The following is a 22,786-nucleotide window of genomic DNA, read 5'->3' as shown; positions in this document are numbered from 1 at the left end:
GTATCAGGCGAGCGGGTCGACTCTAGGGACCGGGGCCGGACGGCGGCAACGGCTTTGTGTCGTACGGGATTTGAGGTGACTACTGGTGTTCCGCGTTGACGTACGCCCCGGGGAGGAGGTCGGCGACCGGGACGGACCGCGGCCGCCCGTCCTCGACGATCACCTCGATCGCCGGGTAGTAGTCGAGCAGCACCTGCCGGCACCGGCCGCACGGCGGGAGGATGCCGCGCTCGTCGCCGCCCACGGCCACGATCGCCGTCAGCGCGCGGGCGCCCTGGGCCGCCGCGGCGCCGATCACGACCAGTTCGGCGCAGGGGCCGCCGGTGAAGTGGTAGACGTTCAGGCCGGTGGCGACGCGCCCGTCGTCCGTACGGGCCGCGGCGGCCACGGTGTGCTCGTCACCGGAGGCATGCTCCCGGACGACGCGGGCGGCGGCCTCGACGAGCTCGTGGTCGATGGGTTCGTCGCTACCGATGCGGGATGGGCTGGGGGCCATGACGAAGGGCTAGCGGAGCAGGAAAGCGGTGTCCAGCGGCGGGTAGGGGCCAGGGAGCGGTACCTTGCCGCCGAGTTCCGTGGTCGTGGTGGTGCGGTAGTGACTACGGGCGGGCTGCCGCACATCACCATCGGGGTCCGAGTGGACGTGGACATGGCCCGAGCGTCGATTGATGATCACGTAGATGGGAATCCCCGCCGCGGCGTAGCTGCGGTACTTGGGACCGGTGTCCGTCTCGTGGTTGCTGGACGTCACCTCTCCGACGAGCGCCAGAAGATCCACCGGATACCAGCCTTTGTGGGCCTTGCGGTATGCCTCGTCCAGTTCGGTGGGTTCACGTCGCAGGACGTAGAAGTCGGGGATGGCGAGGGAAGTGGTTTCGCATTCGCCCGTTCCGTCCGAGTCGACACCCGTTCGGAAGCCCATCCCAAGGTGGGCGAGGTCGTCGAAGCCCGCCGCGCACAGTTGGCGGTAAAGGTTGCCGATGACTTTGCCGTGCTGGAAGTCCGGCTGCGGTGGCACGACCACCATCCCCTCGAAGTACTCGGCTCGAATCGGCGTCTGGGACGCCTTCTCGAACGCGATCAGCAGATCGATGGGGTCCTGCTCGCGCGGCTTGTTCACCGGCTCGGTGATGGGATCGGCGGCCATCGCTGTCCTCCCTTGTCGCTCATGCCAGGCTACGCCCGGACCGCCTGCCCCAGCAGCATCGTCGGGGCGCCCGCCACCCGGGTCAGGATGATCACGCAGGAGTTCACCCCTTCGAGCTTCAGCTTCTTGCGCAGTTCCTCCGGCTCCACCGCCGAGCCCCGCTTCTTGATGACGGCGACGCCGATGCCGCGCTCTCGCACGAGGGCCTTGAGCTTCTTGAGGTTGAAGGGGAGGACGTCGGTGATCTCGTAGGCCGACGCGTGCGGGGTGGGACGGAGTTCGTCGGAGGTGATGTACGCGATCGTCTCGTCGATCAGGCCGCCCGACACCTCCGCCGCGACGTCCGCGACGAGGTGGGCGCGGATGACCGCGCCGTCCGGCTCGTAGAGGTAGCGGCCGACCGGGCGGACGGCGGGGTCGGGGAGGCCGGTGCCGGTCAGGGTGGTGCCGGCCGGCAGGAGGGTCGCGCGGCGGGCGCCCGGGTCGGTGCCGAACCACAGGACGGCCTCCTTCACGTCGCCGCCGTCCGAGATCCACTCCGCCTCGGCCTCCTCGGGGACCGCCTCGTGCGGGACGCCGGGGGCGATCTTCAGGGCCGCGTGCGGGGCCGTGCGGGCCGTCTCGACGGCCCAGGAGAGGGGCGGGGAGTACGCCTCCGGGTCGAAGATCCGCCCACCCGTCGCCCGGCCACCACCCCTGCCGGAAGCGCTGCGCGCTGCCCCTCTTGATGCACCTCTCCGTGCCGGGTCGACGAAGACCGCGTCGTACCCGGAGACGTCGACCTCCGCCACGTCCGCGCAGCGCACCTCGATCAGGTCCGACAGGCCCAGGGCCGCCGCGTTGGCCCGGGCCACCGCACAGGTCAGCGGGTCACGGTCGACGGCGAGGACGGAGACGCCGGCCCTGGCCAGGGCGATGGCGTCGCCGCCGACGCCGCAGCAGAGGTCGGCCAGGCGGCGGACGCCGAGGTCCGCGAAGCGGCGGGCCCGGTAGGTGGCGACGGAGGTGCGGGTGGCCTGCTCGACGCCGTTCGGCGTGAAGTACATGCGGTACGCGTCCTCGGTACCGAACTTCGCCACCGCCCGCTGGCGCAGCCGCGCCTGCCCGAGGGCGGCGGAGACCAGCTCCGCGGGGTGCTCGCGGCGCAGCCGCGTGGCGACGGCCAGCTCCCGGGCCGGGTCGTGGTCGCGCAGCTCCTCCAGGAGGCGGCGGCCCTCGTCGGTGAGGAGGGCGGTGAAGCCGTCGACGGCGTTGGGGGCGCTGGTATCGGTGTTCGGGGCGGGCACGGCACCATTCTCGTGCACCGCTCACCCGCCCACCCCTCCGCGGTGCGGCCCGTCGAACCGATGAACAAGAATCGTTCTTGTGACTCCGTCTGGAACCGGCCGACGCCGCCCCCGAAGCCGAATACGCGGCTCCGCCCGTCTCGCCCTCGTCCCGCTCTGCGCCGCCGCCCTGCTGCTCTCCGGGTGCTCCTCCGGGTCGGACGGCAAGAAGGACGGGAGCGGTGGGACGGCCGCCGGCACCGCGAAGCCCACGGCGAAGCCCAAGGAGAAGCGGGCCACCGCCGACCCCGCCGCGTACCGCCGCTGGGGGCTCGACAAGCCGCTCGCCGCACCCCCGGCCCCGCCTGCCACGCGGCTCACCGCGCACCACAAGGGCGGGACGCCGCAGATCGTCCGGCGGGTGCCGACCAAGGACAAGGTCGTCTTCCTGACCTTCGACGACGGCGCCGAGAAGGACCCCGCGTTCCTGCGCATGGCCGAGGACCTCAAGCTGCCGTTCAGCATGTTCCTGACCGACAGCGCCGCGCGCGCCGGGCGCGGCTACGGCTACTTCGACAAGCTGCGCGCCCTCGGCAACGGCGTGCACAACCACACGCTCACCCACCCCAACCTGCGCACCCTCTCCGCCGAGGCGCAGAAGCGGGAGATCTGCGGGCAGCAGGAGACGCTGAGGAAGCGGTTCGGCAAGCGGCCGGAGCTGTTCCGTCCGCCGTACGGGAACCTCAACGACGCCACCCTGGCGGCGGCCGGCTCCTGCGGGATCAAGGCCGTCGTGCTGTGGCAGGCCACGATGCAGATCAATGACATGAGGTACGCCGAAGCGGGGAAGCTTCGTCCCGGCGACATCGTGCTCGCGCACTTCCGCGGTCCCGCCGAGCTCAAGGGCACGACCATGACGCGGATGGTCGCCAACATGGTGCGCAGCGTCCAGCGCCAGGGATTCACCGTGGCGCGGCTGGAGGACTACGTCTGACGGCGGTCCGGCACCCGTCCCGAGGGGCGCGCGACGCGCCCGCACGCCCCCGGCGCGCGACCGCAAATTGGCACTCCGCTTGACCGAGTGCTAAGCGCGTCATAGTCTCGGCTCCGTTGGCACTCTCCACCGGTGAGTGCCAAACACAGCGACGGGCAGGTCCGGCACCCGCGACGACGGATCCACCTGGTCGCCACCTCAGACAATTGACCCCGTGAGATCTCCGAAGGGGGAGGTCGGATCGTGACGACCGCCAGCTCCAAGGTTGCCATCAAGCCGCTCGAGGACCGCATCGTGGTCCAGCCGCTGGACGCCGAGCAGACCACGGCCTCTGGCCTGGTCATCCCGGACACCGCGAAGGAGAAGCCCCAGGAGGGCGCCGTCCTCGCCGTGGGCCCGGGCCGATTCGAGAACGGCGAGCGCCTGCCGCTCGACGTCAAGGTCGGCGACGTCGTGCTCTACAGCAAGTACGGCGGCACCGAGGTGAAGTACAACGGCGACGAGTACCTCGTCCTCTCGGCCCGCGACGTCCTCGCGATCATCGAGAAGTAGTTCACCCCGAAGCTTTCGAATTCTCGAGGCTTTTGTTCTGTGCCCCTGGTACCCGCGTCCACCAACCGGGCGCCGGGGGCGCAGTTCGTTTGAGAGACACGGCGAAGGATACGTAACCCATGGCGAAGACCCTGAAGTTCGACGAGGACGCCCGTCGCGCCCTCGAGCGCGGCGTCAACAAGCTTGCCGACACGGTCAAGGTGACGATCGGCCCCAAGGGCCGCAACGTCGTCATCGACAAGAAGTTCGGCGCCCCCACCATCACCAACGACGGCGTCACCATCGCGCGCGAGGTCGAGCTGGAGGACGCGTACGAGAACCTGGGCGCCCAGCTCGTCAAGGAGGTGGCGACCAAGACCAACGACATCGCGGGTGACGGCACCACCACCGCGACCGTCCTGGCCCAGGCGCTGGTCCGCGAGGGTCTGCGCAACGTCGCCGCCGGTGCCTCCCCGGCCGCCCTGAAGAAGGGCATCGACGCCGCGGTCAAGGCCGTCTCCGACGAGCTGCTCGCGACCTCGCGTCCGATCGACTCCAAGTCCGACATCGCCGCCGTGGCCGCGCTGTCCGCCCAGGACAAGCAGGTCGGCGAGCTCATCGCCGAGGCGATGGACAAGGTCGGCAAGGACGGCGTCATCACCGTCGAGGAGTCCAACACCTTCGGCCTGGAGCTCGACTTCACCGAGGGCATGGCCTTCGACAAGGGCTACCTCTCGCCCTACATGGTCACCGACCAGGAGCGTATGGAGGCCGTCCTCGACGACCCGTACATCCTGATCCACCAGGGCAAGATCTCCGCCATCGCCGACCTGCTCCCGCTGCTGGAGAAGGTCATCCAGGCCGGTGGCTCCAAGCCGCTGCTGATCATCGCCGAGGACGTCGAGGGCGAGGCGCTCTCCACCCTCGTCGTCAACAAGATCCGCGGCACGTTCAACGCCGTGGCCGTCAAGGCCCCCGGCTTCGGCGACCGCCGCAAGGCGATGCTGGGCGACATGGCCACCCTCACCGGTGCCACCGTCGTCGCCGAGGAGGTCGGCCTCAAGCTCGACCAGGTCGGCCTGGACGTGCTCGGCTCCGCCCGCCGCGTGACCGTCACCAAGGACGACACCACCATCGTCGACGGCGGCGGCAGCTCGGACGAGGTCGCCGGCCGCGTGGCCCAGATCAAGGCCGAGATCGACACCACCGACTCCGACTGGGACCGCGAGAAGCTCCAGGAGCGCCTCGCCAAGCTCGCCGGCGGCGTGTGCGTCATCCGCGTCGGCGCGGCCACCGAGGTCGAGCTCAAGGAGAAGAAGCACCGTCTGGAGGACGCCATCTCCGCGACCCGCGCCGCGGTCGAGGAGGGCATCGTCTCCGGTGGTGGCTCCGCCCTGGTCCACGCCGTCAAGGTGCTCGAGGACAACCTGGGCAAGGACGGCGACGAGGCCACCGGTGTCGCGGTCGTCCGCCGCGCCGCCGTCGAGCCGCTGCGCTGGATCGCCGAGAACGCCGGCCTGGAGGGCTACGTCATCACCTCCAAGGTCGCCGAGCTCGACAAGGGCCAGGGCTTCAACGCCGCGACCGGCGAGTACGGCGACCTGGTCGCCGCCGGCGTCATCGACCCGGTGAAGGTCACCCGCTCCGCCCTGGAGAACGCCGCCTCCATCGCCTCCCTGCTGCTCACGACCGAGACCCTGGTCGTCGAGAAGAAGGAAGAGGAGCCCGAGGCGGGCCACGGCCACGGTCACGGCCACGCCCACTGAGGCACCGGCACACCGCCGAGGCCCTGAGGCACCGGCACCACCGCCGAGGCCCGGCACCCCGTCCGCGGGGTGCCGGGCCTCCGGCATGGGCGGGGCCTGTCAGCTGGGCCCGTACTTGCGGCCCGTCGTGGACGACACCCGCGCCATCGCCCCGCGCGGCACCAGCTTGGACAGGCCCGTCAGCGCCTTGTACCGCGGATCCGGCACCGACAGCGACTTCCCGCGCGCCAGGTCCTTCAGCGCCGCGTCCACCAGTCGGTCGGCGTCCAGCCACATCCAGCCCGGGACGTTGTCCGTCCCCATCCCGGCCCGCGCGTGGAACTCCGTCCGGACCAAGCCCGGGCACAGCGCCATCAGCCGCACCCCGCTGCCCGCCAGGTCCCGTGCCGCGCCCTGGGTGAACTGCACCACCCACGCCTTGCTCGCCCCGTACGTCCCGCGCGGCACGAACGCGGCGACGGACGCGACGTTGATCACCCCGCCGCGCCGCCGCTCCCGCATCTGCCGGGTCGCGGCCATGGTCAGCCGGAGCACCGCCTCGCAGTGCACCTTGAGCATGGTGAGCTCGTCCTGGACGGTGACCTCCAGGAAGCGGCCCTTGTTGCCGAACCCGGCGTTGTTGACCAGCAGATCGACGGACTGCCTGCGATCAGAGAGCCGCTCCTCGACGGCGGCGATGCCGTCCTCCGTCGACAGATCGGCCCGCAGCACCTCCACCTCCACCCGATGCCGGTCGTGGAGCTCGGTCGCCTGTTCGCTCAGCCGCTTCTCGTCGCGGGCCACGAGCACCAGGTGGTGACCCTCGGCGGCCAGCCGTCGGGCGAAGGCCGCGCCGATGCCGGCCGTCGCTCCCGTGATCAGTGCAGTCGTCATACGGGAACGTTAGTGCCCGGCGACACCGCGTGGCGGCTTGCCTTCCGTCAGGCCGGTGCTCCTTCGACGGGTCGGAGCGAGGCCGCGTAGCGCTCGGCCTTCTCCCGCAGATCGGGGTGCAACCCGTCGCCGGCCGCCAGAACGCGGGGCAGCAGCGCCCGCTCGGTCGTCCGCGCGCGGAACGCGAAGGAGACGCTCACCTCGTGCCCGGGCCGGTGGACGACGGTGACGGGATCACCCGCACGGACCTCTCCCGGTACGAGCACCCGGAGGTACGCGCCCGGGGCGGCCGCCTCGGTGAACCGCCGCATCCAGCCCTGCTCGCCCAGCCAGTCGGCGAACGTCCGGCAGGGCACGCGCGGCGAGGTGACCTCCAGCAGCAGCCCGCCGCCGATCCGCCAGCGCTCCCCGATCCGGGCGTCGCCCACGTCGATCCCGGACGTGGTGAGGTTCTCGCCGAACGAGCCGGCGGGCAGCGCCCGGCCCAGCTCCCGCTCCCAGCGGTCCAGGTCCTCCCGGGCGAAGGCGTACACCGCCTGGTCGTTGCCGCCGTGGTGCTTCCACGACACGACCGCGTCCCCGGCGAGCCCGCTGCCGGCCTCGCCCTTGGGCCCGGGCGCGGCCACCGCCACCGGGCCGGCCACCGGCCGCTTGTCGATGCCGGAGGCCAGGCCGGTCGCGAAGGCGCTGCCCGGCAGGGAACGGTCGGCGGCGGTACGGGGACGGCCGACGTTGACGGAGAGGATGCGCATCCGACGAGGTTAGGCGGTGCCCGGCGGACGGCGCGGGGACTTCCCCGACCCCAAAGGATCCGGCCGTTATTTCCGGTCACCCCCAAGCGCCGCTTATGCTTCTTCTATGATCGAGGCCCGCCACCTGCGCGTCCTGCGCGCCGTGGCCACCACCGGTTCGTTCTCCGCCGCCGCCCGCGAGCTGGGCTGCACCCAGCCGGCCGTCAGCCAGCAGATGAAGGCCCTGGAGCAGTCCGCGGGCACGCCCCTGCTCGTCCGCACCGGCCGGGAGACCCGGCTCACCGAGGCGGGCCGGGCCCTGGTCCGGCACGCCGCCGGCATCCTCGCCGGGCTCACCGCGGCCGAGGAGGAGATCGCCGCCATCGCCGGGCTGCGCGCCGGCCGGGTCCGGCTGGTGTCCTTCCCCAGCGGCAGTTCGACGCTGGTCCCGACCGCCCTCGCCGGCATGCGCGCCGCCCGTCCCGGCATCCAGATCTCCCTGGAGGAGGCCGAGCCCCCGCGGTCGGTGGAGATGCTGCGGGCCGGGGACTGCGAGATCGCGCTGGCCTTCCGCTACCCCGAGACGCGCGGCGCCGGCGCGGACGCGGCCGACGCCGACGGCGGCTGGGGCAAGGACGACCTCGTCGTCCGGCCGCTGCTGACCGACCGGCTCGTCGGCGTGGTCCCCGAGGGGCACCCGCTGGCGGACGCCGAGCGGATCCGCATCGACGAGTTCGCCGCCGAGCCGTGGATCGCGGGCTGTCCGCGCTGCCGCCGGCACCTGGTGGAGATCTGTGAGAACGCGGGCTTCACCCCGCGGATCGACTTCGCGACGGACGACTACCCGGCGGTGTTCGGCCTGGTCGGCGCCGGTCTCGGGGTGGCCGTGATGCCGGAGCTGGCGGTCGAGTCGGTCCGCCACAAGGGCGCCAGGACGGTGCCGGTGGAGCCGGCCGTGCAGCGGGAGATCGTGGCGCTGACCCTGCCGGACCTGGCGCGGGTGCCCGCCGTCGCGGAGATGCTCGACCGGCTGGCGGCGGCCGCGCGCCGCTGAGCGCGGGCCGGGCGCCGCGGTGACGCTCCGTAGCCGGACGGGGGCGCGTCTCACCCCTCGCGACGGGACGCCCGCGCCCCCGGTGGTTCCAGAGGATGTCAGTGGGTGCCGGCGGGGTGCCGGGCCGGCCTCAGGCGCTCATCGGGCTCGGCCCGGCCGCCGGCACCGGTCGCTGCCGGGCCCGGCCCATGAGCTCCTCGCGTTCGTCCTCGGTGAGTCCGCCCCACACGCCGTAGGGCTCCCGGACCGCCAGGGCGTGCGCCGCGCACTCCGCGCGCACCGGGCAGCGCATGCAGACCTCTTTCGCCGAGGCCTCGCGGGCGCTGCGGGCGGCACCGCGCTCGCCCTCCGGGTGGAAGAACAGCGAGCTGTCGACGCCGCGGCAGGCGGCCAGCAGCTGCCAGTCCCACAGGTCGGCGTTGGGGCCGGGGAGCCGGGAGAAATCTGCCATTGCGTGTCCCCTCGGAGGTGCCGGACTGGTGGTGGGCCGCGGCGGAACCGGCGGGCCCGTCAGGATCCCTATGAGCAGATGAAAATATGACTCATTGCGAATCTAGCCACAGTTGTCCATGAATGTGAAGAAAAACGGCTCCAAGCGGGCAAATGGGGCACGACTCGAACGATCTGGCGAGCGCCCCTCGTGCGCCCTGCTCCGCATCCGGGCCCTCACGTAGAGTGCCGAACACGGCCGACCAAGCCCGTAACTCTTTCGGGTGACCGTCGTTGAGAGTGCGGAGGCGGTTGGCGAATGCAGCGGTCGGGCAGGTGTCCGAGATGGTCCGCGGCGGTCTGCTCAGCAGGTGTCTCGCCAATCGCGCAGGTGACGATCAGTACCAGCCTGGAGGCTCAAGGTGACGCGCATCAGCTGCGGAGGACGGCCATGACATCCGTCCTCGTCTGCGACGACTCCCCGCTTGCCCGAGAGGCGCTCCGGCGTGCGGTGGCGACCGTGCCCGGCGTCGAGCGCGTGACGACGGCGGCCAACGGCGAGGAAGTCCTCCGCCGCTGGGGCGCCGATCGTTCGGACCTGATTCTGATGGACGTACGCATGCCCGGTCTGGGCGGCGTCGAGACCGTGCGCCGGCTGCTCTCCGCCGACCCCGGCGCCCGCATCATCATGCTCACGGTCGCCGAGGACCTGGACGGCGTGGCGCTCGCCGTCGCCGCCGGTGCCCGCGGCTACCTGCACAAGGACGCCTCGCGCGCCGAGCTGCGGGCCACCGTGACGCAGGCGCTCGCCGACCCCACCTGGCGGCTCGCCCCCCGGCGGCTGCGCTCGGCCGAGATGGGCGCGGCGCCCACCCTCACCGCGCGGGAGATCCAGGTGCTGGAGGGCATGAGCCACGGGCGGTCCAACGCCGAGATCGGCCGCGAGCTCTTCCTCTCCGAGGACACCGTCAAGACGCACGCCCGGCGGCTGTTCAAGAAGCTCGGCGCCTCCGACCGGGCGCACGCCGTGGCGCTCGGCTTCCGCTGGGGCCTGGTCCGCTAGCGGCGGAGCGGGTACGCGGCGCCGCGCGGTCGCGGCGCGTGGTCACACCTCGGGCGACGACGGCCGTCGTCGGCAGGGCCGTCGTCGAGGGGACCGGCACGGACCCCGCTCGGGCGGGGCGGTTCCGGGCCGGCGTGGAGCCGGGTGACGCGCACGGCGACCCCGCGGCGCCGACGCCCGGCGCCGAAAGCCCGACGGATGCCGCATCCTTGAGGTGTGACTCCTCCCCGCCAGAGGCCGGACCTTCTCGCTCGGCCAGAAGAGACCTCATGACGGACAGGCACAGCCCGTCGTCGTACGGCCGGGAGCGGTACGGCACGGGCCCAAGCTATCGGCGGAGTCGTGGGCGCGGGGCGGGTATACCCGGAAGGGGGCGACGCGAGACGTGAGTGCGAGGACACCGACGCGTAACGGTTCGACGCACAACTATGAAGGCGGTGCCGTGGATCGTCGGACGCCGAGGCACCATGGACCGATGCGCGACGACGAGACCCCGGGGCCGCTCCTCGCCACGGGTCCGGCCGCAGCCCCCCCGGCGGGCCCCGGCGCGGGCCCGGCCGGCGGCACACCCACGGGAGCCTCCGCCGGTGCGAACGCGGGGGCGACGACGGGGCCGGGCGAGATCGGCGCCCTCGTCACCCGGGCCGTCGAGGGCGACCGGCGCGCCACCCACGACCTGCTGGCCCTGGTGCACCCGCTGGCGCTGCGCTACTGCCGCACCCGGCTGTCGCGGCTGCCCGGCGACGCGCGGCACTTCGTGGACGACCTCGCCCAGGAGGTCTGCCTCGCCGTGCTCTGCGCGCTGCCCCGCTACCGGGACACCGGGCGGCCCTTCGAGGCTTTCGTCGTGGCCATCGCCGCGCACAAGGTCGCCGACCTCCAGCGGGCGGCCATGCGCCACCCCGGCAGCACGGCCGTCCCCTCCGACGAGATGCCCGAGCAGCCCGACGACTCCCTCGGCCCCGAGGAGCGGGCGCTGCTCAGCAGCGACGCGGAGTGGGCCAAGAAGCTGCTCGCCAACCTCCCGGAGAACCAGCGCGAGCTGGTGCTGCTCCGGGTCGCGGTGGGGCTGACCGCGGAGGAGACCGGACAGATGCTGGGGATGTCGCCGGGCGCGGTCCGGGTCGCCCAGCACCGGGCGCTCAGCCGGCTGCGGGCGCTCGCCGAGCAGTAGCCACCGACACCTCGTAGGAAAATCCAAGTGACGCGATCCTCACCGATCGTGGAATGGGACACCTGCGGCGGCCGTTAGCATGGGAGTCCTCGCTGAGGCAAGGGGGTTCCGGGTCCCGCGGCGGCAGCCGCCGGTGGTGACGGCCCCGCCCGGCCCGCCCGCAGAACTCTGTATTTGGGAAGGTGTCATGACTGACCACGCCGCCGGGATGCCCGCGAAGTTCGCGATGCTCGGTCTGACCTACGACGACGTCCTGCTGCTGCCGGGCGCCTCCGAGGTGCTGCCCAACGCGGTCGACACCTCCTCCCGCGTCTCCCGGAACGTCCGGGTGAACATCCCGCTGCTGTCCGCCGCCATGGACAAGGTCACCGAGGCGCGGATGGCCATCGCCATGGCCCGGCAGGGCGGCGCGGGCGTGCTCCACCGCAACCTGTCCATCGAGGACCAGGCCAACCAGGTCGACCTGGTCAAGCGCTCCGAGTCCGGCATGGTGACCGACCCGATCACCGTCCGCCCGGACGCCACCCTGGTCGAGGCCGACGCGCTCTGCGCCCGCTTCCGGATCAGCGGCGTGCCGGTCACCGACCCGGCGGGCAAGCTGCTCGGCATCGTCACCAACCGCGACATGGCCTTCGAGACGGACCGCAGCCGCGCCGTGCGCGAGGTCATGACGCCGATGCCGCTGGTCACCGGCAAGGTCGGCATCTCCGGCGAGGACGCCATGGAGCTGCTCCGCCGCCACAAGATCGAGAAGCTGCCGCTGGTGGACGACGCCGGCGTGCTCAAGGGCCTCATCACGGTCAAGGACTTCGTCAAGGCCGAGCAGTACCCCAACGCCGCCAAGGACGCCGAGGGCCGCCTCGTCGTCGGCGCGGCGGTGGGCGTCGGCGCCGAGGCGTACGAGCGGGCCCAGGCGCTGGTCGAGGCCGGCGCGGACTTCCTCGTGGTGGACAGCGCGCACGGCCACAGCCGCGGCATCCTCGACATGATCTCCAAGGTGAAGTCCAACATCGACGTGGACGTCGTCGGCGGCAACGTCGCGACCCGCGACGGTGCCCAGGCGCTGATCGACGCCGGTGTGGACGGCGTCAAGGTCGGCGTCGGCCCGGGCTCCATCTGCACCACCCGCGTGGTCGCCGGCATCGGCGTCCCGCAGGTCACCGCCATCTACGAGGCCGCGCAGGCGTGCCACGCGGCGGGCGTCCCGCTGATCGGCGACGGCGGCCTGCAGTACTCCGGCGACATCGCCAAGGCGATCGCGGCCGGTGCCGACACGGTGATGCTCGGCTCGCTGCTCGCGGGCTGCGAGGAGTCGCCGGGCGAGATGGTCTTCATCAACGGCAAGCAGTTCAAGTCCTACCGGGGCATGGGCTCGCTCGGCGCGATGCAGTCCCGCGGCCAGGCGCGCTCCTTCTCCAAGGACCGCTACTTCCAGGACAACGTCCTCTCCGAGGACAAGCTGGTGCCCGAGGGCATCGAGGGCCAGGTGCCCTACCGCGGTCCGCTGTCCTCCGTCGCCCACCAGCTGATCGGTGGACTCCGGGCGTCCATGGGCTATGTGGGATCCGCCAATGTGCAGGAGCTCAAGGACAAGGGCACCTTCGTGCGGATCACCTCGGCGGGGCTCAAGGAGAGCCACCCGCACGACATCCAGATGACGGTCGAGGCGCCGAACTACTCGCGGCGCTGATCCCGTAGGGGGCGGGGTGGGGGTCTCTCCCCGCCCCGCCCCTTCGCCGTTTCCGCGGGGAGGGCCCCGCGACCCCCGGGCACGCCGCCGTGCCGCGCCGCGTCGGTGATACTGGAGTGCGGCAGACGTAGAAGGAAAGGCCACACACGTGACTGAGATCGAGATCGGGCGCGGCAAGCGCGGACGCCGGGCGTACGCGTTCGACGACATCGCCGTCGTCCCCAGCCGGCGGACCCGTGACCCGAAGGAGGTCTCGATCGCCTGGCAGATCGACGCCTACCGCTTCGAGCTCCCGTTCCTGGCCGCGCCGATGGACTCCGTCGTCTCCCCCGAGACGGCCATCCGCATCGGCGAGCTGGGCGGCCTCGGCGTCCTGAACCTCGAGGGCCTGTGGACCCGCTACGAGGACCCGGAGCCGCTGCTCGCCGAGATCGCCGAGCTGGACGAGCACGCCGCGACCAAGCGCATGCAGGAGATCTACGCCGCCCCGATCAAGGAGGAGCTGATCGGGCAGCGCATCAAGGAGGTCCGCGACTCCGGTGTCGTGACCGCCGCCGCGCTCTCCCCGCAGCGCACCGCGCAGTTCTCCAAGGCCGTCGTCGACGCCGGTGTGGACATCTTCGTCATCCGCGGCACCACCGTCTCCGCCGAGCACGTCTCCGGCGCCGCCGAGCCGCTCAACCTCAAGCAGTTCATCTACGAGCTCGACGTGCCGGTGATCGTCGGCGGCTGCGCCACGTACACCGCCGCCCTGCACCTCATGCGCACCGGCGCGGCCGGCGTCCTCGTCGGCTTCGGCGGCGGCGCCGCGCACACCACCCGCAACACGCTGGGCATCCAGGTCCCGATGGCGACCGCGGTCGCCGACGTGGCCGCAGCCCGCCGCGACTACATGGACGAGTCCGGCGGCCGCTACGTGCACGTCATCGCCGACGGCGGCGTGGGCTGGTCCGGCGACCTGCCCAAGGCCATCGCCTGCGGTGCCGACGCCGTGATGATGGGCTCCCCGCTCGCCCGCGCCACCGACGCGCCGGGCCGCGGCCACCACTGGGGCATGGAGGCCGTCCACGAGGACGTGCCGCGCGGCAAGCGGATGAACCTGGGCGCGGTCGGCACCACCGAGGAGATCCTCCTCGGCCCCTCGCACACCCCCGACGGGTCGATGAACTTCTTCGGCGCGCTGCGCCGGGCGATGGCGACCACGGGCTACAGCGAGCTCAAGGAGTTCCAGCGGGTCGAGGTGACGGTCGCGCCGTCGCAGCACGACAACCGCTGACGCTTCGTCGTCACGGACGTACGGATGTGGCGGGAGGGCCCGGATCGCTTCGGCGGCCGGGCCCTTCGGCGTGTTTGGAGCGGCTGGTCTCCACCGTCAACTCCGTATAAAAGTTCGGTCATGGTGAATACTGGCGACTTATGGCGCAAAGTAAGTCGTTCACCGGCAGGGACATGGGCATCGACCTCGGCACCGCGAACACGCTGGTGTACGTGCGGGGGAAGGGAGTGGTGCTCAACGAGCCGTCGGTCGTGGCCGTCAACGCTGAGGACGGCAGTGTGCTGTCGGTGGGTTCCGAGGCGAAGGAGACCATCGGCCGCACCCCCTCGAACATCGTGGCCATCCGCCCGATGCGCGACGGCGTCATAGCCGACTTCGAGATAGCCGAGCGGATGCTGCGGCACTTCATCAAGAAGGTCACCGGGAACCGGCGGTTCTCCCGGCCGCGGGTCGTCGTGTGCGTGCCCTCCGGCATCACCGGCGTCGAGCGCCGGGCCGTCATCGAGGCCGCCTCCCAGGCCGGCGCGCGCGCCGTGCACCTGGTCGAGGAGCCGATGGCGGCGGCGATCGGCGCCGGACTGCCCGTCAGCGAGCCGACCGGCTGCATGGTCGTCGACATCGGCGGCGGTACGACGGAGGTCGCCGTGATCTCCCTCGGCGGCATCGTCACCGCGCGGTCCGTGCGGACCGCCGGCGACGCGATGGACGCGGCGATCATCTCCTACGTGAAGAAGGAGTACGCCCTCGCGATCGGGGAGCGCACCGCCGAGGAGATCAAGCTGAGCATCGGCTCCGCGGCGCCCACCGGGAAGTGGACGGCGGCCGGACTGGCGGCTGTCGCGCGGCAGTTGGAGAAGCATCCGGAAGCTGACGGGGGTGGTGACCCCGAGGAGACTCAGGGGTTGCTGCCTCCCGACCGGTTCGCCATCCGGGGGCGGGATCAGGTCAGTGGTCTGCCGAAGACGCTGTCACTGACCGCGGATGAGATCCGGCATGCGCTGAGTGAGCCGGTGGACGCGATCGTGATGGCGGTTCGGCAGACGCTGGACGAGACGCCGCCGGAGTTGTCGGGGGACATCATGGACCGGGGGATCGTGCTTACGGGTGGGGGTGCGTTGCTGCGGGGGCTGGATGTTCGGTTGAGTCGGGAGTTGGATATTCCGGTGCTTGTCGCGGATGAGCCGCTGGATTGTGTGGCGGTCGGGACCGGGCGGTGCGTCGAGGACTTCGCCAAGTTGCGGACGCTGCTCGACGCGCAGCCGCGGTTGCCGGCCAGCGGCCGGCTGTAGGAGGCCCCAGCCCCGCCCCTTCCCGTTTCTTGCAGGGGCTGCGCCCCCGCACCCCCGAAGCGCCCTGCGGGCGCTGTCCTCAAACGCCGGACGGGCTATATCCAGCCCGTCCGGCGTTTGAGGACGAGCGGCGGAGCCGCGACAAGGGGGTCTGGGGCGCAGCCCCAGGAAGCGGCGAAGGGGTGGGACCGGGGCGCATCCCCTCACAACCGGTGCGCCGCACCCGCCGGGCTCGCCCCCCGGGTGTCGAGCAGGAGCTGCGCCTTCACGGCCAGGCCCTGCAGGTCGTACGTCCGGTGGTGCTGGAGAAGCACGGTCAGGTCGGCCGCCGCGGCCGCCTCGTACAGGCAGTCGACGCGCGGCACGGGCCGTCCCATCACGCGCCACTGCGGCACGTAAGGGTCGTGGAAGCCGATCTGGGCACCCAGTTCCATCAGGCGGCAGGCGATCTCGCGGGCGGGGGAGCCCTCCTGGTCGCCGATGTCGGCCTTGTAGCCGACGCCGAGGAGGAGGACGCGGGCGCCGCGCGCGGACTTGCCGTGTTCGTTGAGGAGGGCGGCGCAGCGCTGGGTGATGTAGCGCGGCATGCGACCGTTGACCTCCTGGGCGAGCTCGACCATGCGGAGCGGGTAGCCGAGGCTGCGGCCTTGGTAGGAGAGGTAGTTGGGGTCGACGGGGGTGCCGTGGCCGCCGACGCCGGGGCCGGGGCGGAAGGCCTGGAAGCCGAAGGGCTTGGTCTCGGCGCAGCGGACGACGTCCCAGAGGTCGACGCCGATGTCGTGGCAGAAGACGGCCATCTCGTTGGCGAACGCGATGTTGACGTGCCGGTAGTTGGTCTCCCACATGCGGACGGTCTCGGCCTCGCGGGGCCCCCGGGCGCGGACGATCTTCTCGCAGAAGCGGCCGTAGAAGGCGGCGGCCGCTTCCGTGCAGGCGGGGGTGAGGCCGCCGACGACCTTGGGGACGCGGGCGACGCCCCGGTCCCGGTTGCCGGGGTCGGCGCGGCCGGGGGAGTAGGCGAGGTGGAAGTCGCGGCCGGCGCGCAGGCCCGAGCCCGCTTCCAGCAGGGGGCGCACGACGTCCTCGGTGGCGCCGGGGTGGACCGCGGACTCCAGGAGGACAGTGGTGTGCGGCCGGAGCCGGGCCGCGAGGGCGCGGGCCGCGTCCTCCACGGCGCCGAGGTCCAGCGCCCGGTTCTCGCCGAGCCGGGTGGGGGCACAGATGGCGGCCGTGCGGACCCGGCCGAGCTCGGCGTCCTCCGTCGTGGCGCGGAAGCCGGCGGCGAGCATCCGGCGGAGCTCCGCGGCGGTGAGGGTGCCGCCGTCCTCGGCGGGCGGGCGGCCGGCGCGCAGTTCGGCGACGGTGTGCGGGTCGGGGTCGTAGCCGACGGTGGTCAGGGAGGCGGCGGTGGCGGCCTGGGCGAGCGGGAGGCCCAGGTGGCCCAGGCCGATGACGGCGAGGTCTGCGGGCATGTGCGAGCGGTCCTTCCCGGTGAGGAGCCGTGGGGTCCTGCGGGCGGGGACGCCGGGCCGATCCCCGAGTATCGGATCAAGCAGGCGAATGTCGTAGATCAGGTTAAGGGGATATACGACATATTCCGGGCATTGTCGCGCCGGGCGTCGCCATTCGTGTCATGGGGGGGACGGGAAGCGGCCCGAGGGTTCGGCGTGACGCGGGATGACTCGTACGCGGCCGGGTATCCGGCACAGCCGGGCCGCCGGATCTGGTGCAGCATCGGAGGTGACGCCGGCGCACCGGCGGTTGCCCGGCAGGTACACGGCACACGCAGCGGACGCGGCAGCGGGAGGCAGCGGTGAGGACAGCGACACTCGGGCCGGCCGAGCGCGGCGAGGCACTCGCCCGGATGGCGGAACGCGAACTCGACATCCTGGTGGTCGGCGCCGGCGTCGTCGGCGCGGGCACCGCCCTGGACGCCGCCACGCGCGGCCTGACCACCGGGCTCGTCGAGGCCCGGGACTGGGCCGCCGGCACCTCCAGCAGGTCCAGCAAGCTCATCCACGGCGGCCTGCGCTATCTGGAGATGCTCGACTTCGCCCTCGTCCGCGAGGCCCTGAAGGAGCGCGGCCTGCTGCTCGAACGGCTGGCCCCGCACCTCGTCAAGCCCGTGCCGTTCCTCTACCCCCTCCAGCACCGGGGCTGGGAGCGGCTCTACGCGGGCTCCGGCGTGGCGCTCTACGACGCCATGTCCGTCTCCTCCGGCCACGGCCGCGGGCTGCCCGTGCACCGGCACCTCACCCGGAAGCACGCCCTGCGCGTGGCGCCCTGTCTGCGCAAGGACGCCCTCGTCGGCGCCCTCCAGTACTACGACGCCCAGATGGACGACGCCCGCTACGTCACCACCCTCGTCCGCACCGCCGCCGCGTACGGCGCCGCCTGCGCCAACCGGGCGCGCGTGGTCGGCTTCCTGCGCGAGGGCGAGCGCGTCGTCGGGGCGCGGGTGCGCGACCTGGAGCAGGGCGGCGAGTACGAGGTGCGGGCCCGGCAGGTCGTCAACGCGACCGGGGTGTGGACGGACGACACGCAGCAGCTGATCGCCGAGCGCGGGCAGTTCCACGTCCGGGCGTCCAAGGGCATCCACCTCGTCGTCCCCAAGGACCGCATCCACTCCACCACCGGGCTCATCCTGCGCACCGAGAAGAGTGTCCTCTTCGTCATCCCCTGGGGACGCCACTGGATCATCGGCACCACGGACACCGACTGGGACCTCGACAAGGCCCACCCCGCCGCGTCCAGCGCCGACATCGACTACCTGCTGGAGCACGTCAACTCGGTGCTCGCCGTCCCCCTGACCCGGGACGACGTGCAGGGCGTCTACGCGGGGCTGCGGCCGCTGCTGGCCGGGGAGTCGGACGCGACCAGCAAGCTCTCCCGCGAGCACACCGTCGCCCACCCGGTGCCGGGACTCGTGGTCGTGGCCGGCGGGAAGTACACCACCTACCGGGTGATGGCCAAGGACGCGGTGGACGAGGCGGTGCACGGGCTCGCGCAGAAGGTCGCCGACTGCGTCACCGAGGACGTGCCGCTCGCCGGCGCCGAGGGCTACCGGGCGCTGTGGAACGGCCGCGCGCAGCTCGCCCGGCGCACCGGCCTGCACGTCGCCCGCGTCGAGCACCTGCTCAACCGGTACGGCTCGCTGGTCGGCGAGGTCCTCGACCTGGTGACCGCCGACCCCTCCCTGGGCCGGCCGCTCGGCGGCGCCGAGGACTACCTGCGCGCCGAGGTCGTCTACGCCGCCTCCCACGAGGGCGCCCGCCACCTCGACGACGTCCTCACCCGGCGCACCCGCATCTCCATCGAGACCTTCGACCGGGGCACGCGGTGCGCCCGGGAGGCGGCCGGGCTGATGGCGCCCGTGCTGGGCTGGGACGCGGAGCAGGTGGAGAAGGAGGTCGCGCACTACGAGAAGCGGGTGGAGGCGGAACGGGAGTCGCAGCTCCAGCCCGACGACCGGACGGCGGACGCGGCGCGGCTGGGAGCGCCGGAGATCCAGCCGCTGGCGTGAGGAGGGGACGCGGGATCGTCAGCAGAACTCCGCGCGGAGCAGGCGTTCCTCCGCCTCGGGGGCGAGGCGGGCGTCCGAGTTGGTCCGGTAGGTGAGGACGTGGCGCCCGTCGGCCGTCCCCAGCGCGCCCGCGTACGAGCCGTTGATCTCGCCGTTGTGGCCCCACAGCGTCACGCCGCACGGGAGGCGCACCGGGAAGAGGCCCATGCCGTAGCGGCCGCGTGAGGCGCCCGTGTCGCGCATCAGGCGGAGGGCGCCGGCGGGCAGGAGGTCGCCGCGCAGCAGGGCGGCGAGGAAGCGGTTGAGGTCCGGGAGGGTGGAGACGAGCTCGCCGGCCGCGCCCGCGACCGACGGGTTGAGGTCGGTGACGTCCGCCGGGCCGCCCCGGGGCGCAGGGGAGTACGCGCGGCCGTGCGGCTCGGGGAGGGTGACGCGGGTGCCGGGGAGGCTGGTGCCGGTCAGGCCGAGCCGCCGGATGACGCGGCGGCGGACCTCTTCGGCGTAGGGACGGCCCGTCACCTGACGGATGGCCATGCCGAGGAGGACGTAGTCGGTATTGGAGTAGTGGTAGCGGGCGCCGGGCGGGGCGTAGGGGCGGTGGCCGAGCGCGGTCCGTACCAATGCCTCGGGCGGGTGGGTCTCGAAACGGTGACCGGAGAACCCCGCGCCGAAGGAGGACCGGAACAGCGCCGCGTCGTCCGTATAGGAGAACAGACCGCTGGTATGGGTGAGGAGTTGGCGGATCGTGACGTTCCGTCCGCTTTCCCCGTGCCGTCCCGCGCGGCGCAGCCAGGCTGCGGCCCGCCGGGGGAGCAGACCGGCCACCGGCTCGTCCAGCCGCAGCCGGCCCTCGGCCGCCAGCTGGAGGACGACGGTCGCGACGACCGTCTTGGTGATGCTGCCGGCCCGGAAGCGGTCCGTGCGGCCGATGCGCCGCCCGGTGCGCAGGTCCGCCACCCCGGCGGTGGTGAACCGGGAGACACCGTGAGCATCTTGTGACAGCTCGGCGGCGCCGGGAACCGGTCCTCGTGCAACGATGTCCTGTACAGGGGAGCGGGCAGGGTCGCCATCGCACGCCGTCGTCAGGGCCGTGACGGTGCAGCACAGCGCGGTCATGGCCGCCGTGAGGCGCGAGAAGGCACTGCGCGTCGGCATGCGCTCATCATCCATGGTCGCCCGGACCCTGGCCTTCCTCTGGTCGGCGGATGAGAGACAATGGTCCCTCGGCCGGGGTCGGTTGGTCGCAGAGCTGAATGCCAGAGGGGACGCATGTCGGACGCGGAGCAGACGCAGGGCACGACCGGGCGCCTCCTCGCCGGGCGCTACCGCCTCGGCGACGTGCTCGGCCGGGGTGGCATGGGCACGGTCTGGCGGGCCACCGACGAGACGCTCGGACGTGTCGTCGCCGTCAAGGAGCTGCGCTTCCCCGCCAACATCGACGAGGACGAGAAGCGCCGCCTCATCACCCGTACCCTGCGCGAGGCCAAGGCCATCGCCCGGATCCGCAGCGCCGGCGCCGTCACCGTCTTCGACGTGGTGCACGAGGACGACCGCCCCTGGATCGTCATGGAGCTCATCGAGGGCCGCTCGCTCGCCGACGTCATCCGCGAGGACGGTCCGCTGAAGTGGCGGCGCGCCGCCGAGGTCGGCCTCGCCGTCCTCGACGTGCTGCGCGCGGCCCACCTCCAGGGCATCCTGCACCGCGACGTGAAGCCGTCCAACGTGCTCATCGCCGACGACGGCCGCGTCGTCCTGACCGACTTCGGCATCGCCCAGGTCGAGGGCGACCCCTCGGTCACCTCGACGGGCATGCTCGTCGGCGCCCCCTCGTACATATCCCCGGAGCGGGCGCGCGGCCAGAAGCCCGGCCCGCCGGCCGACCTGTGGTCGCTGGGCGGCCTGCTCTACGCGGCCGTCGAGGGCGCCCCGCCGTACGACAAGGGGTCGGCGATCGCCACCCTGACCGCCGTCATGACCGAGCCGCTGGGCCCGCCGAAGAACGCGGGTCCGCTGGAGGGCGTCATGTACGGGCTGCTCGCCAAGGACCCGCAGAAGCGGCTGGACGAGGCGGGCGCGCGGGCGCTGCTGACCGAGGCGGTCAACGCCCCCGACGAGCGGCTGCCCGCCCGGACCCCCGCCACGGACGCCACGCAGGCCATCGCCGTGCCCAAGGGGCTCGCCGGACCCGCCGGTCCCGGTGACAGCAGCCGTACCGCCGGCCCGGTCGGCGGGGGTGAGCGGACGGAGCGGACCGCGCGGCCCGAGCCGGGGAAGGCGGCGCGGAAGCCCGTCGCCGCCTCCGCGTCCCCCGAGCGGCCCGGCGGGGCGAACGGCGGGAACGCCGGGGCCTTCGGTTCCAGAGGGGCCCGAGAGGTCAGAGGGCACCAGAGCAGCGGCGAGACGTCCGGCAGCGCCTTCCGTCCGCTGCGCGACGCGACGCCCTCCGGCTCCGCCGCCGCGGCGCGGACCGAGCCGGAGCCGGTGGGCGGCGGCTACACCGAGACGCTGGTGCGGATGCGTCCGCCGGTGCAGAAGCGGGTGCTGCTCGCCGTGGTGGCGGTGGTCGTCCTGGCGGTCATCGGGACGGTCATCGCCCTTGTCGTCAACAGCGGGGGCAAGGACGACGGCAGCCTCGGACGGCCCGGTTCCGACGGGCGGACGGCCGTGGTCCGGACGGTCTCCGAGCCGGTCTCCGGGGTGGCCTCCGGCGTGGTCTTCGGGGTGCTTTCCGGGTCGGTGGGCGGCGGTCCGGCGGTCTGACGGCCGCGGGCCCGTTTCCGCTGCCGCCGCCGGGAAGGTACGGACCGGGGGCCGGTGTTGTGTACGGAGTCCGAACGGCCGGGTGAGCGACCGTTGTTGACCGGGGTCCATCGGGTCTGACGATCTGAGCGGTACGCGCCCGCCGCGGCGCGTTCGGCACGTATCGTGAAGGGTCGGGGACGGAACGCAGCCGTGCGCCGCTGCCAAGTGGCCGCCGGCGGCGGCCGATCGGGCGTCCGGTGCAGGGATCGCGCGCTTTGGGGAGGCGTCGTGGACGATTACGCGGGCCGGGTGCTCGCCGACCGGTACCGCCTGCCGCTGCCTCCGTCCGACGCGTTCGAGCTCGTCGAGACGCGCGCGTTCGACGCGTACAGCGGGCAGGAGGTCCTGGTCCGGCAGGTCCCGCTGCCGGAGGTGGTCGAGGCGGAGCTCGTCGAGAGCGGGCCCGGGGCGCCGGGCCGCGGGAGCGCGGCCGGCCGGGGCGGGCAGCCGGGACGGACGGTCGCCGGGGCCTCGGACCCGGCGGTCCGCCGGGCGCTGGACGCCGCGACGGCCGCCGCCGGGATTCCCGACCACCCCCGCCTCGACCAGGTCTTCCACGTCTTCGCCGAGGCGGGCAGCCTCTGGATCGTCAGCGAGCTGGTGCCCGCCCGCCCGCTCGCCGCCGTGCTCGCGGAGCGCACCCTCTCCCCGCACCGGGCGGCGGAGGTCGCGGCCGACGTGCTCACGGCCCTCCGCGCCCTGCACGCCCAGGGCTGGACGCACCGGAACATCACCACCCGCACGGTCCTCATCTGCGAGGACGGCCGGGCCGTGCTGACCGGCCTGGCGGCAGGCGCGGCGGAGGAGGCACTCTGCGGGTACGACCCGGTGCCGGCGGGGGATGGGGGGCGGGGGGCTGGTTCTTCGGAGCCTGGAGCGGGCTCGTCGGAGTCTCGGGCGGGTGGTTCCGGTTCCGGGGTGGGCGGTTCCGGCTCCGGGGCGGGTGGTTCCGGTTCCGGGGTGGGCGGTTCCGGCTCCGGGGCGGGTGGTTCCGGTTCCGGGGTGGGTCATTCCGGTTCCGGCGCGGGTGGTTCCGGTCCTGGGACGGGTGGTTCCGGCTCCGGGGCGGGGCGGAGAGGCTCCGGAGCCGGCGGGAGCGCGCCGGGAGCCGGCCCCGGCGCCGGCCCGGGCGGCGGACGGCCGGACGGAGCGGCCGTCGGCGGGCACCCCACCCCGCAC

At 72.9% G+C, this 22,786-nt stretch carries 19 protein-coding genes and 1 pseudogene; 12 read left to right on the top strand and 8 right to left on the bottom strand.

Annotated elements, in window-relative coordinates; translation table 11 throughout:
• Nucleotides 1-79: 79 nt before the first annotated feature.
• The 3 genes from JNW98_RS23635 to JNW98_RS23625 are packed head-to-tail and all read right to left on the bottom strand — an operon-like array spanning nt 80 to nt 2,433.
• Entirely contained in the window at nt 80-496 is a 417-nt protein-coding gene (locus JNW98_RS23635; protein ID WP_223770291.1) for a cytidine deaminase, read from the bottom strand.
• 9 nt (nt 497-505) lie between these two features.
• Nucleotides 506-1,147 carry a Uma2 family endonuclease gene (locus JNW98_RS23630; RefSeq protein ID WP_223770290.1) on the bottom strand — a complete coding sequence of 214 codons (642 nt, stop codon included), beginning with the start codon at nt 1,145-1,147 and terminating at the stop codon, nt 506-508.
• Between the two features lie 29 nt (nt 1,148-1,176).
• Entirely contained in the window at nt 1,177-2,433 is a 1,257-nt protein-coding gene (locus tag JNW98_RS23625; RefSeq protein WP_223770289.1) for a THUMP-like domain-containing protein, read from the bottom strand.
• Between the two features lie 79 nt (nt 2,434-2,512).
• On the opposite strand from JNW98_RS23625, the gene JNW98_RS23620 reads away from it, so the two are divergent.
• The 3 genes from JNW98_RS23620 (at nt 2,513) to groL (ending at nt 5,703) form a co-directional block, all read left to right on the top strand.
• A complete protein-coding gene (locus JNW98_RS23620) occupies nt 2,513-3,406 on the top strand; it encodes a polysaccharide deacetylase family protein (RefSeq protein ID WP_223770288.1) in 894 nt (297 codons plus the stop codon).
• 243 nt (nt 3,407-3,649) lie between these two features.
• Entirely contained in the window at nt 3,650-3,958 is a 309-nt protein-coding gene (gene groES, locus JNW98_RS23615; RefSeq protein ID WP_004955293.1) for a co-chaperone GroES, read from the top strand.
• A gap of 119 nt (nt 3,959-4,077) precedes the next feature.
• Complete coding sequence (gene groL, locus JNW98_RS23610) at nt 4,078-5,703, top strand: chaperonin GroEL (protein ID WP_223770287.1); 1,626 nt, start codon at nt 4,078-4,080, stop codon at nt 5,701-5,703.
• Nucleotides 5,704-5,802: 99 nt separating this feature from the next.
• On the opposite strand, the gene JNW98_RS23605 is transcribed toward groL, so the two are convergent.
• Together JNW98_RS23605 and JNW98_RS23600 are read right to left on the bottom strand one after the other, a co-directional pair.
• On the bottom strand, nt 5,803-6,576 hold the full coding sequence (locus JNW98_RS23605) for an SDR family NAD(P)-dependent oxidoreductase (protein ID WP_223770286.1): 774 nt from the start codon (nt 6,574-6,576) through the stop codon (nt 5,803-5,805).
• Nucleotides 6,577-6,623: 47 nt separating this feature from the next.
• The gene (locus JNW98_RS23600; RefSeq protein WP_223770285.1) at nt 6,624-7,328 is read right to left on the bottom strand and encodes an MOSC domain-containing protein; all 705 of its coding nucleotides are present in this window, start codon (nt 7,326-7,328) and stop codon (nt 6,624-6,626) included.
• 106 nt (nt 7,329-7,434) lie between these two features.
• On the opposite strand from JNW98_RS23600, the gene JNW98_RS23595 reads away from it, so the two are divergent.
• Nucleotides 7,435-8,361, top strand: coding sequence for a LysR family transcriptional regulator (locus tag JNW98_RS23595; RefSeq protein WP_223770284.1), 927 nt, complete (start codon nt 7,435-7,437; stop codon nt 8,359-8,361).
• Between the two features lie 130 nt (nt 8,362-8,491).
• On the opposite strand, the gene JNW98_RS23590 is transcribed toward JNW98_RS23595, so the two are convergent.
• Nucleotides 8,492-8,812, bottom strand: a complete 321-nt coding sequence (locus JNW98_RS23590) for a WhiB family transcriptional regulator (RefSeq protein WP_223770283.1) — start codon at nt 8,810-8,812, stop codon at nt 8,492-8,494.
• A 429-nt stretch (nt 8,813-9,241) separates the two neighbouring features.
• Between JNW98_RS23590 and JNW98_RS23585 the strand changes: the two genes are divergently transcribed.
• From JNW98_RS23585 to JNW98_RS23565, 5 genes are all read left to right on the top strand, one after another.
• Nucleotides 9,242-9,853, top strand: coding sequence for a response regulator transcription factor (locus JNW98_RS23585; protein ID WP_003948568.1), 612 nt, complete (start codon nt 9,242-9,244; stop codon nt 9,851-9,853).
• Between the two features lie 475 nt (nt 9,854-10,328).
• Complete coding sequence (locus tag JNW98_RS23580) at nt 10,329-11,027, top strand: sigma-70 family RNA polymerase sigma factor (protein WP_223770282.1); 699 nt, start codon at nt 10,329-10,331, stop codon at nt 11,025-11,027.
• Nucleotides 11,028-11,214: 187 nt separating this feature from the next.
• Entirely contained in the window at nt 11,215-12,717 is a 1,503-nt protein-coding gene (gene guaB / locus JNW98_RS23575) for an IMP dehydrogenase (protein WP_223770281.1), read from the top strand.
• A gap of 148 nt (nt 12,718-12,865) precedes the next feature.
• Complete coding sequence (locus JNW98_RS23570) at nt 12,866-13,993, top strand: GuaB3 family IMP dehydrogenase-related protein (RefSeq protein ID WP_223770280.1); 1,128 nt, start codon at nt 12,866-12,868, stop codon at nt 13,991-13,993.
• Nucleotides 13,994-14,133: 140 nt separating this feature from the next.
• Nucleotides 14,134-15,282 (top strand): rod shape-determining protein, encoded by a 1,149-nt coding sequence (locus tag JNW98_RS23565; RefSeq protein WP_223770279.1) that lies wholly within the window; start codon nt 14,134-14,136, stop codon nt 15,280-15,282.
• 203 nt (nt 15,283-15,485) lie between these two features.
• Here JNW98_RS23565 and JNW98_RS23560 read toward each other — a convergent pair whose 3' ends face one another.
• On the bottom strand, nt 15,486-16,754 hold the full coding sequence (locus JNW98_RS23560; RefSeq protein WP_223770278.1) for a nucleotide sugar dehydrogenase: 1,269 nt from the start codon (nt 16,752-16,754) through the stop codon (nt 15,486-15,488).
• A 341-nt stretch (nt 16,755-17,095) separates the two neighbouring features.
• Between JNW98_RS23560 and JNW98_RS23555 the strand changes: the two genes are divergently transcribed.
• A complete protein-coding gene (locus JNW98_RS23555; protein ID WP_223770277.1) occupies nt 17,096-18,805 on the top strand; it encodes a glycerol-3-phosphate dehydrogenase/oxidase in 1,710 nt (569 codons plus the stop codon).
• Between the two features lie 18 nt (nt 18,806-18,823).
• Here the strand turns inward: JNW98_RS23555 and JNW98_RS23550 are convergent, their stop codons facing one another.
• Complete coding sequence (locus JNW98_RS23550) at nt 18,824-19,960, bottom strand: serine hydrolase domain-containing protein (RefSeq protein WP_223770276.1); 1,137 nt, start codon at nt 19,958-19,960, stop codon at nt 18,824-18,826.
• Nucleotides 19,961-20,074: 114 nt separating this feature from the next.
• On the opposite strand from JNW98_RS23550, the pseudogene JNW98_RS23545 reads away from it, so the two are divergent.
• Together JNW98_RS23545 and JNW98_RS23540 are read left to right on the top strand one after the other, a co-directional pair.
• Nucleotides 20,075-21,391: pseudogene (locus JNW98_RS23545) on the top strand (serine/threonine-protein kinase); the annotation flags it as partial.
• A 444-nt stretch (nt 21,392-21,835) separates the two neighbouring features.
• Nucleotides 21,836-22,786 (top strand): protein kinase (locus JNW98_RS23540; RefSeq protein ID WP_223770275.1); only part of this gene is annotated, 951 nt, incomplete at its 3' end.

The organism is Streptomyces huiliensis, from assembly GCF_020037025.1.
Classification (GTDB): Bacteria; Actinomycetota; Actinomycetes; order Streptomycetales; family Streptomycetaceae; genus Streptomyces; species Streptomyces huiliensis.
The sequence above is the reverse complement of the archived record's forward strand: the minus strand, read 5'-3'. Positions and strand labels throughout refer to the sequence as shown.

Excerpts from the sequence above, each read along its gene's own strand:
- JNW98_RS23635 (WP_223770291.1), bottom strand. The coding sequence starts at position 496 with ATGGCCCCCAGCCCATCCCGCATCGGTAGCGACGAACCCATCGACCAC.
- JNW98_RS23630 (WP_223770290.1), bottom strand. The coding sequence starts at position 1,147 with ATGGCCGCCGATCCCATCACCGAGCCGGTGAACAAGCCGCGCGAGCAG.
- groL (WP_223770287.1), top strand. The coding sequence starts at position 4,078 with ATGGCGAAGACCCTGAAGTTCGACGAGGACGCCCGTCGCGCCCTCGAG.
- JNW98_RS23605 (WP_223770286.1), bottom strand. The coding sequence starts at position 6,576 with ATGACGACTGCACTGATCACGGGAGCGACGGCCGGCATCGGCGCGGCC.
- JNW98_RS23600 (WP_223770285.1), bottom strand. The coding sequence starts at position 7,328 with ATGCGCATCCTCTCCGTCAACGTCGGCCGTCCCCGTACCGCCGCCGAC.
- JNW98_RS23595 (WP_223770284.1), top strand. The coding sequence starts at position 7,435 with ATGATCGAGGCCCGCCACCTGCGCGTCCTGCGCGCCGTGGCCACCACC.
- JNW98_RS23590 (WP_223770283.1), bottom strand. The coding sequence starts at position 8,812 with ATGGCAGATTTCTCCCGGCTCCCCGGCCCCAACGCCGACCTGTGGGAC.
- JNW98_RS23585 (WP_003948568.1), top strand. The coding sequence starts at position 9,242 with ATGACATCCGTCCTCGTCTGCGACGACTCCCCGCTTGCCCGAGAGGCG.
- JNW98_RS23580 (WP_223770282.1), top strand. The coding sequence starts at position 10,329 with ATGCGCGACGACGAGACCCCGGGGCCGCTCCTCGCCACGGGTCCGGCC.
- guaB (WP_223770281.1), top strand. The coding sequence starts at position 11,215 with ATGACTGACCACGCCGCCGGGATGCCCGCGAAGTTCGCGATGCTCGGT.
- JNW98_RS23565 (WP_223770279.1), top strand. The coding sequence starts at position 14,134 with ATGGCGCAAAGTAAGTCGTTCACCGGCAGGGACATGGGCATCGACCTC.
- JNW98_RS23560 (WP_223770278.1), bottom strand. The coding sequence starts at position 16,754 with ATGCCCGCAGACCTCGCCGTCATCGGCCTGGGCCACCTGGGCCTCCCG.
- JNW98_RS23550 (WP_223770276.1), bottom strand. The coding sequence starts at position 19,960 with ATGCCGACGCGCAGTGCCTTCTCGCGCCTCACGGCGGCCATGACCGCG.